This window comes from Sphingopyxis sp. C-1 (assembly GCF_001047015.1).
Classification (GTDB): domain Bacteria; phylum Pseudomonadota; class Alphaproteobacteria; order Sphingomonadales; family Sphingomonadaceae; genus Sphingopyxis.
In genome coordinates this window covers 454,062-469,944 of record NZ_BBRO01000002.1, presented here as the reverse complement: position 1 = coordinate 469,944, position 15,883 = coordinate 454,062, and the positions used below count along the sequence as shown (strand labels likewise).

Genomic DNA, 15,883 nt, shown 5'->3' with positions numbered 1-15,883 from the left:
AGCGGGACCCCGGATCAAGTCCGGGGTGACGACGAAAGATAGGTCGGCTTTCGGCCGAAAACGGTCGAGTCCGTCCTACGCAGCCATTGCGAAAGGCTGAATTTCCCCGGCCAGATATTGCGCGCGCGCTTTCGACCGGCTGAGTTTGCCCGAACTGGTGCGGGGCAATGTGCGCGGCGGGATCAGCTCGATCAGGCAATTCATGCCCGTGATCGCGCGGACGCGTTCGCGGATGGTCTCGCGCAGCGCGAGGCGTTCGGCCTCGTCGCTGGTGCGGCACTGGACGAGCACGGCGGGGGTTTCCTCGCCGCCCGGCGCGGTGATCGCAAAGGCCGCGATGTCGCCCGATTTGAAGCCCGGCAATTGTTCGACCGCCCACTCGATATCCTGCGGCCAGTGATTCTTGCCGTTGATGATGATCATGTCCTTGGCGCGGCCGACGATGTAGATATAGCCGTCTGACAAATAACCCATATCGCCGGTGTCGAGCCAGCCGTCCTTCATGCAGGCGGCCGTCGATTCGGGATCGCGGAAATAGCCGGTCATCAGCGACGGCCCGGTGCACCACACCTTGCCGACCGTCTGGTCGGGCAGTACGCCCCCCGCCTCGTCGCGAACCTCGATCACCATGTCGCGCGCGGCGCGGCCGCAGTTCACGATCGCGCGATAACGCGTCGGGCGGCCCGAATCATTCGCAGCCCCCGACAATTCGGTTTCCTCGACCAGTTCGACGACAATGCCCTCACCCGGGGGCATGATGCTGACGGCGAGCGTCGCTTCGGCGAGGCCATAGCTTGGCAGGAAGGCGCTGGCCTTGAAGCCCGCGTCGGCAAAGGCGTCGACGAAGCTCTGCATCACGTCGGGGCGGATCATGTCGGCGCCATTGCCCGCGACGCGCCAGCGCGACAGGTCGAAACGGTCGGCGACATGCGTCTGGCTCGACACGCGGCGCGCGCAAATATCGTAGCCGAAGGTCGGCGAATAGCTGAGCGTCGTGCCCTCGTTACGGCTGATCAGGTCGAGCCAGGCGAGCGGACGGCGGGCAAAATCCTCGGTCTTGAGGTAATCGACCGACACCTGGTTGGCGACGGGCGAGAGCAGGCAGCCGACAAGGCCCATGTCGTGATACCAGGGCAGCCAACTGATGCAGCGGTCGCTGTCCTCAAGCTTCATGCCGTGGCTATGCGCGGCGAGATTGTTGAGCAGCGCGGCGTGGGTGACCGCGACGCCATGCGGGAAGCGGGTCGAGCCGCTGCTGTACTGGAGATAGCAGGTCTCGTCCGACTTCTGCTCGGGAAGCGTTGTCACCGGTGCCGGCTTCTTTTCGAACTCGCTCCAGTCGATGGGCTTCACGCCTTCCTTTTCCGCCGCTTCGATCGCCATCGCGGCGATTTCGGGCGGGAAGAACAGCATCGTCGGGTCGCAGCTCGAAAGCTGGACGACGAGCTGGCCGACATAGGAATCGCGTCCGCCGAAGCTGGTCGGCAGCGGCAGCGGCACCGGCCAGGCGCCGGCATAGATGGTGCCGAAGAAGAGCGCGGCGAACTCGGCACCGGTCTCGGCAATCAGCGCGATACGGTCGCCGGGCTTCACGCCAGCGGCGATCAGGCGATAGGCGGTGGCGAGCGAATCGGCCTTGAGTTCGCTGTACGGATAGGGTCGCACAAGACGCCCACGCGGATCGTGGAAATTGAGCCCGCGCGTGCCCGCGGCGGCATAGTCGAGCGCTTCACCGACGGTGGCGAAGTCCGAAAAGCGGCGCGGCTGGGCGCAAAGGGTGGGCGTCGACGTCAGTTCGTCGGCCGGTGTTTCGATGATATCGGTCATAGGGGGTGCGACATCCCGTGAAACGGGCCGCGCGGCAACAAGCATGTCATCTTTTGAAGCCATAGTACCGTGCGCGAGCCCTGTGTTGTTAGAACAATCGCCCATTTCCGGGCGTTATGGCCCGATATGGCGGTGTTGATCGTTCTCAATCAGGCCCGACTGTGGCACAAACATGGCATATGGCCAACCGCCGCCCCTCATCCGACCGATCGAAAAGGCCCCTCGGCGCAGCCAAGCTTGACGAACTGGCGCTTGCCTATGTCGCGCGATTCGCGACCAGCAGGGCCAAATTGACGCGCTATCTGGCAAGAAAAATCCGCGAATCCGAATGGATAGACGATGTTGACGCCATGACGGCGTGCGAGTCGATCGCCGACCGGATGGAGCAATTGCGATATCTCGACGACCGCCAATATGCCGCAATGCGGGCGGGCGCGATGACGCGGCGCGGGCTGGGCGTACAGCGGGTCAAAGCGCAGCTTTTTGTCGACGGAATTGCCGAAGAGGACAGCGGCGAGGCGATCGAGACGGCCGAAGGCGCCGCGGTGGCGGCGGCAGTCGGCTTTGCACGTCGACGGCGGTTCGGACCCTTTGCCGTCCGCGCGTCCGACGATCCCAAGCAGCGCGAGCGGCAAATGGGCGCCTTTTTGCGCGCGGGGCACAGCATGACGATCGCGCGCCGTATCCTCTCCGTGGCGCCGGGGGACGAGGCCGGGCTGGCAGCGCTGGACGATGAAGCAGCGTTCGATTAGGTCGGGCGCAATTCATTCGGGATGAGGATTTGCCGATGCGCGCCATATTGACCGCCCTTGCCCTGTCGCTCGCTCTGCCGATGATGGCATGCAGCAAGGATGCAAGCGAGAATGCGAGCGCCGCAACGATCCCTTTGACGATCACGTCAAAAGGGACGGCGCATAAATTCAACGTCGAAGTCGCGCGCACCGATGAAGAGCAGGATCGCGGGCTGATGTTCCGCACCAGCCTGCCCGCCGACGGCGGCATGATCTTTCCGTTCGCGAAACCGCGTATCGGCAGCTTCTGGATGAAGAACACGCTGATCCCGCTGGATATGCTCTTCATTCGCGCTGACGGCAGCATCGACCGGATCGCCGAAAATACGATCCCCGAATCGCTCGAACCGGTGGTGAGCGGCGGCGAGGTTTCGGCGGTGCTCGAACTTGCGGGCGGCACGGCGGCGCGGCTCGGGATCGACGAGACGGCAAAGGTGACGTGGACGGATTGAGCCATCCCCGTTTCCGTTCGCCCTGAGCTTGTCGAAGGGCGGTCCTTTTCCTGTCGAGGTCGAAGGCAAGTGCGGTCCTTCGACAAGCTCAGGACAAACGGACAAAGGGGAAGCGCTATGCCGCTTTGGCGCTTGCGCGACCGCGCTGCTTGGCTGTAAACGCCACGCCATGAGCATCTTGGGCAAGATTTTTACCTGGTGGGACGGTGCGACCGTCGGCACCCTGCTGAATAGCTGGAGCACCGGCACGAAGGTGGGCGAGGACAGCCTCGGCAACCGCTATTTCCGCGCCAAAAAGGGCAGCCGTCGCTGGGTGATCTACAATGGATCGAACGACGCGAGCCGCGTGCCGCCCGAATGGCACGGCTGGCTGCACGGCACGTTCGACGAACTCCCGACCGATATCCTCCCCGCGCCGCGCGCGTGGGAAAAGGAACCGACCCCGAATCTGACCGGCAGCACGGGCGCCTATCGCCCCGCCGGGGCGCTCGAACGCGGCGGCCAGCGTGCCGCTGCGACCGGCGATTATGAGGCCTGGCGGCCCGGCGCCGAGTGAAGCGTAGCGTGCCGCGCCAGATTTCGACTGCGCTGATCGCGCTTCTGGCCGCGACCGCGCTGACCGCCTGCGACCGGACACCGTCGAAACCGGGAGGCAGCACCACGGTCCCGACCGTCGCCAAATCCGAACGCGTGCCGCAGGAAGTCGGCGGCATAGAGGGCGCGACGCCGATGGCCGAGCGCGTCGCCGTCGTCGGCCTGCTCAACAAGCGTAACGGCCTGGTTCGCGAGCTTGAGATGAAGCCCGGTGAAACGGCGCGGGTTGGACGCGCGATCGTCCGGTTGCGCGCCTGCGAGCAAACCGCGCCGTGGGAAGACCCGCCCGAAACGGGCGCGTTCGTACAGTTGACGGTCCAGGATCAACGCGACGACAAATGGCGCCGCGTCTTTTCAGGCTGGATTTTTCGCGAGCGGCCCGACCGCAACGTGATCCAGCACCCGATCTATGACGTCTTTGTCAAAAGCTGCGCAATGACATATCCGGGGGGCGAACCCGTTGCGCGTTCGGCGCCCAAATCGGGCGCCGCCGCCGCGCCCAAGGCGTCGAGTGCGCCCCAGTCCCCGGCGACGAACGGCGGCGAGGGCACTGCGCCGCCCGTGGCGCCGCCCGTCGTCCCGGCGCCGGCACCCAAGGCGGCGCCGTCGCCGCCAGCCAACACCGAATAAAGCCGCGCGAGATAGTCGGCCTGGCGGATTTCGATCGCGCCGAGGCTGGCGAGATGCGGCGTGATGAACTGGCAGTCGAGCAATCGCCACCCGCCGGCGATGAGCCGCGCGACGAGGTGCGCGAGTGCGACCTTCGATGCGTCGCGCGCGCGGCTGACCATCGATTCGCCGAAAAAGGCGCGGCCGAGCGACACGCCGTAGAGGCCGCCCGCGAGCTCGCCATCGAGCCAGCATTCGACGCTATGCGCATGACCAATCTGGAACAGGCGGTCATAGCTCGCCTTGATCACGGGGTTGATCCACGTCGTCGGCCGGTCGTCGGCGGGCTGCGCGCACAGCGCGACCATGTCGGAAAAGGCGGTGTCGGTCGTCACGCGGAAGCGGTCCGACACGATCACCTTTTTCAGGCTGTGCGACAGGTGAAAGCCATCCAGGGGCAGGATTGCGCGCAGCCGCGGTTCGACCCAATGGACCGACGGGTCGTCCGCCCCGTCGGCCATCGGAAAAATGCCCTGCGCATAGGCGCTGAGCAACAGCGCCGGGTCTATGGATTCGAAGTGTTTCAGCTCGCGGGCTTCACGAATTTCAGCGTCATCCGGTCCGATTCGCCGATTGCGATATATTTCGCGCGATCGGTCTCGCCTTCGGTCAGGTTCGGCGGCAGCGTCCAGACGCCCTTGGGGTAATCCTTGGTATCTTTCGGATTGGCGTTGATCTCGCTCTCGCCCGCAAGCTTGAAGCCCGCGGCTTCGGCAAAGGCGACGATCGAGCTTTTCTTCATATAGCCCGACTTTTCTTCCTTCGCGCTGTCGTCGCTTTCGTTGAGCCGATGCTCGACGACGCCCAGCGTGCCGCCGGGTTTGAGCATCGCGAAGATCTGCTTGAAGGCCGCAGCGGTATTGTCGGTGCCGTCGAAGCGCCAGTTGTGGACGTTGCGAAAGGTCAGCACGACATCGGCGCTGCCATCGGGGACCTTTGGATTGGTACCCGCATTCGGGAATTCGGCCAGCTTCACCGCGCCATAGACTTCGGCATTCTCGGCCTGCTTCGCTTTGACACGGTTGAGACCGCGTTCCCACGGCGCCGCGACATAGAGCGTGCCGCTGCCCGACTTTGCAAGCGGGGCGAGAATCTCTGTGTACCAGCCGCCGCCGGGCCAAAGCTCCACCACCGTGTCGCCGGGCTTCACGCCAAAGAAGGCGAGCGTTTCGGCGGGGTGGCGATATTTGTCGCGCGGCGTGTTCGTTGCCGAGCGGGTGGGGGCTGCCACGGCGGCGGCGATCGCGTCATGCGCCTTGTGGGCGGCGTGGGCATCATGCTGCATCGCGGCAGCGGGAACGGCGATCAGGGCGGCAGCACTTGCAACCAGTAACAGGGAACGCATATGGGCACCTCTCTCCAGGGGAAGGCCCTGTTTGCGAAGGGATGCGCGGCAATGCAAGTGTCGATGCTGTCAGTCGGGATCGGTGCCGCGATCCTGTTCGGCGTTGCCGAGGTTGCGAGCTGGCGCCGCAACAACCGGCGCGACGTCGATAATGTCGGATTCATGCCGTGGCGCGGCATCGCGCTGGGCTCCGCCGCCGTCGCGCTGTTCGCGACGGCATTCTGGCTAAGCGGCAGATAAGGTCAGAGACAGGCCTCGAGATAGGGCTGGTCGAAGCCGTATTGGCGGGCCTTTTCCAGGGTATAGGGGCGCAGGCCCATCGCGCGATATTCGCCGACGATCTTGCCGTCCTTGTCCTCGTCGAGATATTCGAACTTGAAGAGTTCCTGGGTGACGATGACGTCGCCTTCCATGCCGATCACTTCGGTAACGTTGGTGACGCGGCGCGAACCGTCGCGCAGGCGCTTGATCTGGACGATCAGGTCGACCGAGTCGGCGATCTGCTTCGAAATCGCTTCCTTCGGAATCTTGATGTCGCCCATCAGCACCATATTTTCCATACGGCCGAGGCATTCGCGCGGGCTGTTGCTGTGGAGCGTACACATCGACCCGTCGTGACCCGTGTTCATCGCGGCGAGAAGGTCGAAGCACTCCGCGCCGCGAACTTCGCCCATGATGATGCGGTCGGGACGCATACGCAGCGCGTTCTTCACAAGGTCGCCCATGTGGATCGCACCATTGCCTTCAAGGTTCGCCGGGCGCGTTTCGAGCGGCAGCCAGTGCGGCTGCTGCAGACGGAGTTCGGCGGCGTCTTCGATCGTCAGCACGCGTTCGCCGGGGTCGATCATCTTCGACAGCGCGTTGAGCATCGTCGTCTTACCCGAACCCGTACCGCCCGAGATGACGATGTTGAAACGGCTCGCGCCCGCGATCTTCAGCGCGGTGCACATCTTTTGGCTCATCGCGCCCCACTGGCACAGCATGTCGAGCGTAATCGGCTTGGCCGAGAATTTACGAATCGAGATTGCGGTGCCGCGCAGGGATAGCGGCGGTACGATCACGTTAACGCGGCTGCCGTCCTTCAAACGGGCGTCGGCAAGCGGGGTGGTCTGGTCGACGCGGCGGCCGACCATGTTGCAGATCCGCTGCGCGATCTGGAACAGATGCTGTTCGTCGCGGAACTGGATCGGCGCGATGACCAACTGGCCCTTGCGCTCGACATATGTCTGGTAGGGCCCGTTGACCATGATGTCGCTGATGTCCGGGTCCGACAGCAGTTCCTCGAGCGGACCGAAGCCGAGCAATTCGTCGACGAGTACCTTTTCGAGCGCAAACTGTTCGCGGCGGTTGAGCGTGATGCGCAGTTCGGCGAGCACCTCAAGGATGATCGGGCGGAATTCCTCGGTGAGTTCTTCCTTGTTAAGCGTCGCGGCCGCTTCGGGGTCGACGCGTTCGAGCAGGCGCGGCAGCACCTGTTCCTTGATCTTGTGGACGCTGGCCTCGAATCCTTGCGCCTTTTCGGGTTCCGCCATTTCGGCGGTCGACCGCTGGTTGAGCCGTTCCATCGCCTCTTCTTCGGGCGTCATGTTCGACGGCATCTGCGGGATTTCGACCGGGGTGTCGATCGCGGGGAACTGCGAGCCGCCGGGCACGCCGGGGCCAGTCTGCATCGGCTTCGCGACGCCAAAGGCGGGGCGGCCAGCGGTTCCGGGGCGGCGTCCGAATGCACTCATCCGTTTTATCCTGCTTCCATATCTTTCAGGAGCATCGCTGCCAGTGCAAACGAACCCCCATCCGACACGGTGAATAAATCGGAAACTTTGACATTGTCCTAATGCGCCGGGCGATTGTGAATGCGGCTTATGGGCACGGCAAAGGGTTCACGCGGAGACGCGGAGAAGAAAAATTGGCGGCTTTGCCGCCTTTCATCATATTGCTGAGATCTCTGTGCCTCTGCGCGAACCTGATCCTCCGCGTCTCCGCGTGAGCAGAATAGCTACGGCCTCGGCGTCTCTCTGCGCGAATTTTTCTCGTCCCATCGCGAACGCATAAAAAAAGCCCGCATCCGAAGAGGATGCGGGCTTTTGATCGCCGTGGACGGCGGAAGCAATTAGCTTGCGATATGCTCGGCGAGGACGGTCAGGCCGGCTTCGTTAACCTCGGCAAAGCCGCCTTCGACTTCGATCACCTCGGGCGCTGCGCCCGCGGTTGCATAGATCGTCAGCGGGCCGTTGCGCAGCGTCGCCATGAAGGGCGCGTGGCCTTCGAGCACCGAGAAATCGCCCTCGGTCCCCGGCACGGTGACCATATGGACGTCGGCGGTCCGCTCTAGGCGGGCGGGGGTGACGAGTTCGAACTTCAGAGCCATGATATGTCCTTAAACCCCTCCCCACGGGGGAGGGGTGTAGGTGTGTTACGCGTCTTCGGCGAGCTTCGCGGCCTTGGCGACCGCTTCGTCGATGCCGCCGACCATGTAGAAGGCCGCTTCGGGAAGGTGGTCATACTCGCCGTCGACGACTGCCTTGAACGACTTCACCGTGTCTTCGATCGCCACGAACTTGCCGGGGATGTTGGTGAAAACTTCGGCGACGTGGAACGGCTGCGACAGGAAGCGCTGGATCTTGCGCGCGCGGGCAACGACCAGCTTATCTTCTTCGCTGAGCTCGTCCATGCCGAGAATTGCGATGATGTCCTGAAGCGACTTGTACTTCTGCAGCGTTTCCTGAACGCGGCGGGCGGTTTCATAATGTTCCTGCCCGACGATCGCGGCGGTCAGAACGCGCGAGGTCGAGTCGAGCGGATCGACCGCCGGATAGATGCCGAGTTCCGAAATCGCGCGGTTGAGCGTCGTCGTCGCGTCCAAGTGAGCGAAGGAGGTTGCCGGCGCAGGGTCGGTAAGGTCATCCGCGGGAACGTAAATGGCCTGCACCGAGGTGATCGAACCCTTGTTGGTCGAGGTGATGCGTTCCTGCAGCGCGCCCATGTCGGTCGACAGGGTCGGCTGGTAACCCACAGCCGAAGGAATACGGCCGAGCAGTGCCGACACTTCCGAACCCGCCTGGGTGAAGCGGAAGATGTTGTCGACGAAGAAGAGCACGTCCTGGCCTTCCTGATCGCGGAAATATTCGGCGATCGTCAGACCCGAGAGCGCAACGCGAGCGCGGGCGCCCGGGGGTTCGTTCATCTGGCCGAACACCAGCGCAACCTTCGATCCCTCGGGGGTCGGATTGCCGTCGGCGTCCTTGGCGATAACGCCGGCGTCGAGGAATTCGTGATAGAGATCGTTGCCTTCGCGGGTGCGTTCACCGACGCCCGCGAACACCGACGTACCACCATGGCCCTTGGCGATGTTGTTGATCAGTTCCTGAATGAGAACCGTCTTGCCGACGCCCGCGCCGCCGAACAGGCCGATCTTGCCGCCCTTTGCGTAGGGGGCGATCAGGTCGATGACCTTGATGCCGGTGACGAGGATGCTCGTTTCGGTCGACTGGTCGACGAATTCCGGAGCCTTGGCGTGGATCGGCGCGACGCTGACGGCGTTCACCGGGCCCTGTTCGTCGATCGGCTCGCCGATGACGTTGAGGATGCGGCCGAGCGTCTGCGGGCCGACGGGGACCGAGATCTGCGCGCCGGTGTCGGTCACGGGCTGGCCGCGGGTCAGGCCGTCGGTCGCGTCCATCGCGATCGTGCGGACGGTGTTTTCACCGAGGTGCTGGGCGACTTCGAGGACAAGGCGGTTGCCGTTGTTGTCGGTTTCGAGCGCGTTCAGAATCGCGGGCAGCGTGCCGGTGAACTGGACGTCGACGACGGCGCCGATGACCTGTGCGATGCGGCCCGTGGCGGTGCCGGTGCTTGCAGCCTTGGGAGCGGCGGCCTTTTTGGGCGCAGCAGCCTTGGGCGCGGCGGCCTTCTTGGCAGGAGCCTTCTTTTCAGCGGGAGCGGTAGCCATTGGTTTCTTCCTTGCTTGGATAGCTTACAGCGCTTCGGCGCCGGCAATGATTTCGATGAGTTCGGTGGTGATCGCCGCCTGACGCGTGCGGTTGTAAACGATGGTCAGCTTGTTGATCAGGTCGCCTGCGTTGCGCGTCGCATTGTCCATCGCGGTCATCGACGCACCCTGTTCGGACGCGGCGTTTTCAAGGAGGCCCTTGAAGATCTGGATCGTGATGTTGCGCGGCAAGAGGTCGGCGAGGATCGCTTCCTCGTCGGGCTCATATTCGACCGCGGCGCCGCTCGACGCCGGAACATCGACGGGGGCGGGAACGGGGATCAACTGCTGGCCGGTCGCTTCCTGAAGAAGCGCCGAGCGGAACTTCGAATAGAAGAGATGCGCGACGTCGAACGCGCCGGCTTCGTACAGTTCCATCACCTTTGCCGAGACGTCGTGCGCCTGTTCGAAGCCGATGTCGCGGATGCCGGTCGTTTCATATTGTTCGACGATCTGGCCGGCGAACAGGCGTGCGATCACCGGACGACCCTTGCGGCCGATCAGGTAGAAGATGACCTTCTTGCCCTGGGCCTGCAGGTCGAGCGCCTTGTCGCGCGCCGCCTTGACGATGTTCGAGTTGAACGCGCCGGCAAGGCCGCGGTCGCTGTTGAGCACGACGAGCAGGTGCGTGTCGCTCTTGCCGGTGCCGGCGAGCAACTGCGGCGCGCTGTCCGACCCGCCGACCTTCGACGCGAGGCTGGCGACGACGCCTTCGAGACGCTCCGCGTAAGGACGCGCAGCCTCGGCCGCGGCCTGCGCCTTGCGAAGCTTGGCGGCCGCGACCATTTTCTTGGCCTTGGTGATCTTCTGGGTCGACTTGACCGAGACGATGCGCCCTTTGAGTTCCTTCAACGAAGCCATTTAAGCCCCTCTTTGCGTCCCGGCCGAGCCGGGATGCGGAAAGCGATTAAGCGAAGATCTTGGCGAAGGCGTCGAGCGCCGCGACCAGACCCTTTTTGGCGTCGTCGCCAAGGTCCTTGGTGTCACGGATCGCGGTCAGCACATCGGCATGGTCGCTGCGCAGATAGGCAAGCATCGCCTGTTCATAACGCGACACGTCGGTCGTCGCGACATTGTCGAGATAGCCGTTGGTGCCGGCGAAGATCGACGCGGTCTGCTCTTCGAACGGCATCGGCTGGAACTGCGGCTGCTTCAGCAGCTGCGTCAGGCGCGAGCCGCGGTTGAGCAGCTTCTGCGTCGACGCGTCGAGGTCCGAACCGAACTGCGCAAAGGCTTCCATTTCGCGATACTGCGCGAGTTCGAGCTTGATCGAACCCGACACCTTCTTCATCGCCTTGGTCTGCGCGGCCGAGCCGACGCGCGACACCGACAGGCCGACGTTGATCGCGGGACGGATACCGGCGTTGAACAGGTTGGTTTCGAGGAAGATCTGGCCGTCGGTGATCGAAATCACGTTGGTCGGGATGTACGCCGAAACGTCGCCCGCCTGCGTTTCAATGATCGGCAGCGCGGTGAGCGAACCCGAACCATTGTCGCTGTTCATCTTTGCAGCGCGCTCGAGCAGGCGGCTGTGGAGATAGAAAACGTCGCCCGGATAGGCTTCGCGGCCCGGCGGGCGGCGGAGCAGCAGCGACATCTGGCGATAGGCGACGGCCTGCTTCGAAAGATCGTCATAGACGATCACGGCATGCATGCCGTTGTCGCGGAAGAATTCGCCCATGGTGCAGCCGGTGTAGGGTGCGAGGAACTGCAGCGGAGCGGGCTCCGAAGCGGTCGCGGCGACGACGATCGAATATTCCATCGCGCCGTTTTCTTCGAGCTGGCGGACGATCTGCGCGACGGTCGAGCGCTTCTGACCGACGGCGACGTAGATGCAATAGAGCTTCTTCGATTCGTCGGTGCCGGCGTTCGCCTGCTTCTGGTTGATGAAGGTGTCGATCGCGACGGCGGTCTTGCCGGTCTGGCGGTCACCGATGATCAGTTCGCGCTGGCCGCGGCCGACGGGGACGAGGGCGTCGAGCGCCTTCAGGCCGGTCTGGACGGGTTCGTGAACCGAGGTGCGCGGGATGATGCCCGGTGCCTTCACTTCAACGCGCATGCGCTTGTCGGCCTTGATCGGGCCCTTGCCGTCGATCGGATTGCCGAGGCCATCGACGACGCGGCCGAGAAGGCCCTTGCCGACGGGGACGTCCACGATCGTGCCGGTGCGCTTGACGGTGTCGCCTTCCTTGATCTCGGCGTCGCTGCCGAAGATCACGATACCGACGTTGTCGGCTTCGAGGTTGAGCGCCATGCCCTGCACGCCGTTGGCGAATTCGACCATTTCACCGGCCTGGACGTTGTCGAGGCCGTGGACGCGGGCGATGCCGTCGCCGACCGAGAGCACCGAACCGATTTCGCTGACCGTGGCGTCGGTCCCGAAATTGGCGATCTGGTCCTTGATGACCTTGCTGATTTCAGCGGCGCGGATTTCCATTGTTTAGCCTTTCATCGCCTGTGCGAAGCTATTGAGACGGGTACGGATGCTGCCGTCGATCAGCTGGCTGCCCAGCTGGACGACGAGGCCGCCGAGAATGGCGGGGTCGACGGTCGTCGCGACGGTGACGTCGCGGCCGACACGGGATTTGAGGTTCGCGGTCAGCGCCTTGACCTGCTCGGCAGTGAGCGGGTGGGCGCTGGTGACCTTGGCGGTCACTTCGCCGCGGTGATCGGCGACGATCGCGTCAAAGGCGTCGATCATCTTCGGCAGGTCGGCGAGCCGACGATTCTCGGCAAGCACGCCGAGGAACTTGGCAGTCAGCGAATCGAGCTTCAGCGCCTTGGCGACCGCGGCGATGGCGTTCGCGGCGTCGGTGCGGCCGACGACCGGGCTGGCGATCAGCGCCGACAGGTCGGCCGAATCGGCAAGACCGGCCTTGAGCGTTGCGAGGCTCTTGGCCACCGCGTCGATCGCGCTCGATTCGCGGGCCAGATCGAACAGCGCGCTGGCATAGCGGCCCGCGAGGCCCGCCGTGATGTTGCCTTGAATGCCGCCGGAATTCTCCACGCGCGAAAGTCCTTTTCTACGATCCCGAGGGGGATGGTTGCGCGGATTTTTGATGACATCCGAAAATGCCCCCGCTGCAAAGTCGGGGCGCGCGTAGCAACGATTTTGCTGCAATGCAAGGCGGGGCTTGGGGAATGGCGGGCTTCCCCACAGCCCCCGGCCCCGAGCTTGTCGAAGGGCCGTTCTTTCTTCAAAGGTCGTAAGAGCGAAGAACGGTGCTTCGACAAGCTCGGCACGAACGGAAGAGGGGGAGGCGCATGGGCGAGATGATCCGGATGACAATGGACGATGAGGCCGAAATCGCCGTCTATCATGCGCGGCCAGAGGGCGCACGTCGCGGCGGGCTGGTGCTGATCCAGGAAATCTTCGGGGTCACCGATCATATCCGCGACCTGTGCGACGAATATGCCGCCGACGGTTATGAGGTGCTCGCGCCCGCGCTGTTCGACCGCGAGCATCCGGGGTTCGAGAGCGACTATTCGGGGCCGCAGTTCGAACGCGCGGTTCAACTGGCGCGCGAACTGCACCCCTTCGAGCAAAGCCTGAAGGACGCGCAGACATGTATCGACGCGTTGAAGGGGCAAGGCCCGGTATTCATCACCGGCTATTGCTATGGCGGCTCGGTCGCGTGGCGGATGGCGCAGCTCAGCCCCGACCTTGCCGCGGCGTCGGCCTATTACGGCAGCCTCGTTCCCACCCAGTTCGCCGATCAGGCGCCGCGATGCGCGACCATCGCCCATTTCGGCCGCTATGACGCGGGCATCCCGATGGAAGGCGTCGACGCGCTGATCGCCAGGCAGCACCCGACCGCGCAGATCTTCGTCTATGATGCCAACCACGGTTTCAACAGCGACCGCCGCAAGGATTATCATGAGGCGTCGAGCGAGCTGGCGCGCGAGCGCACGCTGATGCTGTTCAAAGCATGCGGCGCATGAGGTGCGGGCTCGCGGCGTTGGCGATCTAATCGACACTGGCGCGGTTCGTCGCCATCGCAGGTGTCGCTCGTGCGCTCATGGGCGTGCTGCCCTGAACGGCTAACGCGATTTCAACCTCTCGGCCGCATCCTTTCGCCGGGGGGACCGCCATGTCTTTGCTTGCCGTGCTGTTGTTGCTGGTCTCGGGGACCAGTTTCGATATCGATCCGGCGTACAGGCCGGTGAAGGACCAGCTTGCCGACGCGCGCGCGGGGCGGCTCCAGTGTCACGACCCCGACACAGCCGCGCGGACCTGCCGCATCATGACCTGGTTCAGCGAAGGCGCCGGAGGCAAGGTGCAGGTGCGCCAGCTTACCGCGCTCAGCGACAGCCCTTCGCTTGCGGCCGAGCTGCGCATGACGGCGACGCGCGAAGGGGACGCGCTCTGCGGGGTCGTCAACGATGCCTATATGGCGGGCTTTCGCATCGTCAGCGGCCGCGCGCCTTATCCGGCCGCCGACAACAAGCGCTATGCGATCCTTTATCGCGATGAACTTGTCGCGACGCTGTGGAACCGCAAAACCTGTGCTTATGCCTATGCGCGGCCGGACGATCCGCTGCATCTTGAGGTCGGCACGGTCGACGGCGAGTTTGCCGGCGAGATGATGAGCAATTATATCTGGATCGGCGCGAACGCCGGTTACCGCCTCAAGGCGCGGTCGCCGGCTTGACCGCCGCACCGCTCGCCGGCTGGCAGCGATAGACGAGCCGCTCGTTCGGGCTGGCGGGCAGCGCGCTGCGGATCGCATCCTGTTGCGCCGCAAGTCCTGCGAGCTCGTCGGAGTTGGCGGTGCAGCTCTTGAGTGTGATCGCCGCGCGCGTTTCGCGCGCTTTCGTCATCGTTTCAGCATCGAGCAAATAGCGTTCGACGCGATAGTCGCGTCCGGCCGAATCGATCGAGGCGACGGTGACGGTCGCTTCTTCGTTGGGCACGAGGATGCGCTGCCAGCGGTCGTCGGCACCCTGCGTATATTGGGTGCGGCCGTTGACGCAGCCGCCCTTGCCGATCGAGATCGGAACGTCGGTCGTCGCGGATACGGTGATGCGGCTGCGGTCGGGCCGGATCGTGCAGAGGAGATTCCCCTGCGCGAGCGTGGGCGCCGTCGTGCCTGTCGTCTTGGCGGCTTCTTCGGCGATTTCGGCGTGCGCGTCGGGACGCGTCACGAACAATATCGCGGCCCCGAGCACCAGCACCGCGCCCGCGCCGCCCGCGATCTTCGCGTTTCGCAGGTTCTTCTGGTTATAGAACATCAGGCCGGCACCCCCGGCGAGTGCCCCGATCACGAACAGCACGCCGGCGAGCGCGATACGATTTTCGCGCGAAGCGAGCGCGTCTTCCTCGGCGCGCGCCTGCTTAAGTTCGCGGTCGAGCCGCGCTGCGGCTTCCTTTGCGGCGTTGGCCTGTTCGCTGGCGCGCGCTTCGGCGTCGATCGCCGCGCGGTCGCGCGCGTCGGCTTCTGCCATCGACAGGCATGGCGTGCCGATGCTGGCATATTCCTGCCCTGCGTCGGTCAGGAAACGCGTCAGTTCGCGGCCGGCAATCGCAAAGGCAAAGGGTGAATCGCCGTCGTCGGCGCGCGTGATCGCGGTGTTGATCCCGGTGATGCGCCCGCACTGGTCGACGAGCGGACCGCCCGAATTGCCGCGCGAAATTTTCGCGGTGTGGATCAGCATCGCGACCCCGTCGACCGATTGCATATTAGACATATTGCCTTCGCTGCGCGTCGGCGTGCGCGGAGTGATATAGTCGTTGGCGCTGCGCGCGGTCGCAAGGTCGACATTGCCGGGATAACCCAAAGCCACGACGTCGGCGCCCGAATCGAGCGGCCCGGTGTAGATTGCGGCCGCGGGCAGGCGGCCTTCGGTGATCTCGACGAGCGCGAGGTCGCGCGCGGTGTCGATCGCGATCAGCTTGCCGGCGAAGCTCTTTTTGCCTTCGGACGGGACGACGCCCAGCGCGACATCGCCGGGATATTTGGCGGCCGATTCGACGACATGCGCGTTGGTGACGATCCGCGTCGGCGAGATTGCGATGCCGCTGCCATGGCCGAAGCCGACCACCTCGCCGTCGACCATCGCGACGGTGACCACGCGCACGACGCTGCGCGACGCGGCGCTGATATCGTCGGCGGCGCGGGCCGGGATCGACAATGGCAGGGTGAGGGCAAAGAGGGCGAGCAGCAGCGCAAGAAGGCGGGTCATGGCGCGCACACTAGTCAGCCCGGAAGCGAAGGCA

The 15,883-nt window shown here is 64.3% G+C and carries 16 protein-coding genes and 1 pseudogene; 7 read left to right on the top strand and 10 right to left on the bottom strand.

Going from position 1 to position 15,883, the window contains the following annotated elements; translation table 11 throughout:
• Nucleotides 1-75: 75 nt before the first annotated feature.
• A complete protein-coding gene (locus SC1_RS16830; RefSeq protein ID WP_062185253.1) occupies nucleotides 76-1,827 on the bottom strand; it encodes a fatty acyl-AMP ligase in 1,752 nt (583 codons plus the stop codon).
• 161 nt (nucleotides 1,828-1,988) lie between these two features.
• Here SC1_RS16830 and SC1_RS16825 point away from each other — a divergent pair, with 161 nt between their 5' ends.
• The 4 genes and pseudogenes from SC1_RS16825 to SC1_RS22475 form a co-directional block, all read left to right on the top strand.
• A complete protein-coding gene (locus SC1_RS16825) occupies nucleotides 1,989-2,579 on the top strand; it encodes a RecX family transcriptional regulator (RefSeq protein WP_238586756.1) in 591 nt (196 codons plus the stop codon).
• A gap of 35 nt (nucleotides 2,580-2,614) precedes the next feature.
• Nucleotides 2,615-3,070: a DUF192 domain-containing protein gene (locus SC1_RS16820; protein ID WP_062185247.1), complete on the top strand. Its 456-nt coding sequence runs from the start codon at nucleotides 2,615-2,617 to the stop codon at nucleotides 3,068-3,070.
• Nucleotides 3,071-3,239: 169 nt separating this feature from the next.
• Entirely contained in the window at nucleotides 3,240-3,626 is a 387-nt protein-coding gene (locus tag SC1_RS16815; protein WP_062185244.1) for an NADH:ubiquinone oxidoreductase subunit NDUFA12, read from the top strand.
• 173 nt (nucleotides 3,627-3,799) lie between these two features.
• Nucleotides 3,800-4,036 (top strand): annotated as a pseudogene (locus tag SC1_RS22475) (DUF2155 domain-containing protein); the annotation flags it as partial.
• A 35-nt stretch (nucleotides 4,037-4,071) separates the two neighbouring features.
• On the opposite strand, the gene aat reads toward SC1_RS22475, so the two are convergent.
• Both aat and SC1_RS16805 read right to left on the bottom strand, forming a co-directional pair.
• Nucleotides 4,072-4,860, bottom strand: a complete 789-nt coding sequence (aat, locus tag SC1_RS16810) for a leucyl/phenylalanyl-tRNA--protein transferase (protein WP_152682520.1) — start codon at nucleotides 4,858-4,860, stop codon at nucleotides 4,072-4,074.
• Nucleotides 4,857-5,678 carry a class I SAM-dependent methyltransferase gene (locus SC1_RS16805; RefSeq protein WP_062185241.1) on the bottom strand — a complete coding sequence of 274 codons (822 nt, stop codon included), beginning with the start codon at nucleotides 5,676-5,678 and terminating at the stop codon, nucleotides 4,857-4,859. The genes aat and SC1_RS16805 overlap by 4 nt, the downstream gene beginning before the upstream one ends.
• Nucleotides 5,679-5,729: 51 nt before the next feature.
• On the opposite strand from SC1_RS16805, the gene SC1_RS21965 reads away from it, so the two are divergent.
• Nucleotides 5,730-5,918, top strand: coding sequence for a hypothetical protein (locus SC1_RS21965; protein WP_152682477.1), 189 nt, complete (start codon nucleotides 5,730-5,732; stop codon nucleotides 5,916-5,918).
• Nucleotides 5,919-5,920: 2 nt separating this feature from the next.
• On the opposite strand, the gene SC1_RS16800 is transcribed toward SC1_RS21965, so the two are convergent.
• The 6 genes from SC1_RS16800 to SC1_RS16775 all read right to left on the bottom strand — a co-directional run bounded on the left by SC1_RS16800 (nucleotide 5,921) and on the right by SC1_RS16775 (nucleotide 12,673).
• Nucleotides 5,921-7,411: a CpaF family protein gene (locus SC1_RS16800; protein WP_062185238.1), complete on the bottom strand. Its 1,491-nt coding sequence runs from the start codon at nucleotides 7,409-7,411 to the stop codon at nucleotides 5,921-5,923.
• 377 nt (nucleotides 7,412-7,788) lie between these two features.
• Nucleotides 7,789-8,046: an ATP synthase F1 subunit epsilon gene (locus tag SC1_RS16795; RefSeq protein ID WP_037513563.1), complete on the bottom strand. Its 258-nt coding sequence runs from the start codon at nucleotides 8,044-8,046 to the stop codon at nucleotides 7,789-7,791.
• Nucleotides 8,047-8,091: 45 nt separating this feature from the next.
• On the bottom strand, nucleotides 8,092-9,627 hold the full coding sequence (gene atpD, locus SC1_RS16790; protein WP_238586754.1) for a F0F1 ATP synthase subunit beta: 1,536 nt from the start codon (nucleotides 9,625-9,627) through the stop codon (nucleotides 8,092-8,094).
• Between the two features lie 24 nt (nucleotides 9,628-9,651).
• Entirely contained in the window at nucleotides 9,652-10,527 is an 876-nt protein-coding gene (locus tag SC1_RS16785; protein WP_062185237.1) for a F0F1 ATP synthase subunit gamma, read from the bottom strand.
• A 46-nt stretch (nucleotides 10,528-10,573) separates the two neighbouring features.
• Entirely contained in the window at nucleotides 10,574-12,103 is a 1,530-nt protein-coding gene (gene atpA, locus SC1_RS16780; protein WP_062185234.1) for a F0F1 ATP synthase subunit alpha, read from the bottom strand.
• Nucleotides 12,104-12,106: 3 nt separating this feature from the next.
• Nucleotides 12,107-12,673 carry a F0F1 ATP synthase subunit delta gene (locus SC1_RS16775; RefSeq protein WP_062185231.1) on the bottom strand — a complete coding sequence of 189 codons (567 nt, stop codon included), beginning with the start codon at nucleotides 12,671-12,673 and terminating at the stop codon, nucleotides 12,107-12,109.
• Nucleotides 12,674-12,930: 257 nt separating this feature from the next.
• On the opposite strand from SC1_RS16775, the gene SC1_RS16770 reads away from it, so the two are divergent.
• Both SC1_RS16770 and SC1_RS16765 read left to right on the top strand, forming a co-directional pair.
• On the top strand, nucleotides 12,931-13,608 hold the full coding sequence (locus tag SC1_RS16770) for a dienelactone hydrolase family protein (protein ID WP_062185229.1): 678 nt from the start codon (nucleotides 12,931-12,933) through the stop codon (nucleotides 13,606-13,608).
• A 149-nt stretch (nucleotides 13,609-13,757) separates the two neighbouring features.
• Nucleotides 13,758-14,318 (top strand): hypothetical protein, encoded by a 561-nt coding sequence (locus tag SC1_RS16765; protein WP_152682476.1) that lies wholly within the window; start codon nucleotides 13,758-13,760, stop codon nucleotides 14,316-14,318.
• Here SC1_RS16765 and SC1_RS16760 read toward each other — a convergent pair.
• The gene (locus SC1_RS16760) at nucleotides 14,296-15,849 is read right to left on the bottom strand and encodes a S1C family serine protease (RefSeq protein WP_062185224.1); all 1,554 of its coding nucleotides are present in this window, start codon (nucleotides 15,847-15,849) and stop codon (nucleotides 14,296-14,298) included. The two genes, SC1_RS16765 and SC1_RS16760, sit on opposite strands and share 23 nt — an antisense overlap.
• Nucleotides 15,850-15,883 lie beyond the last annotated feature (34 nt).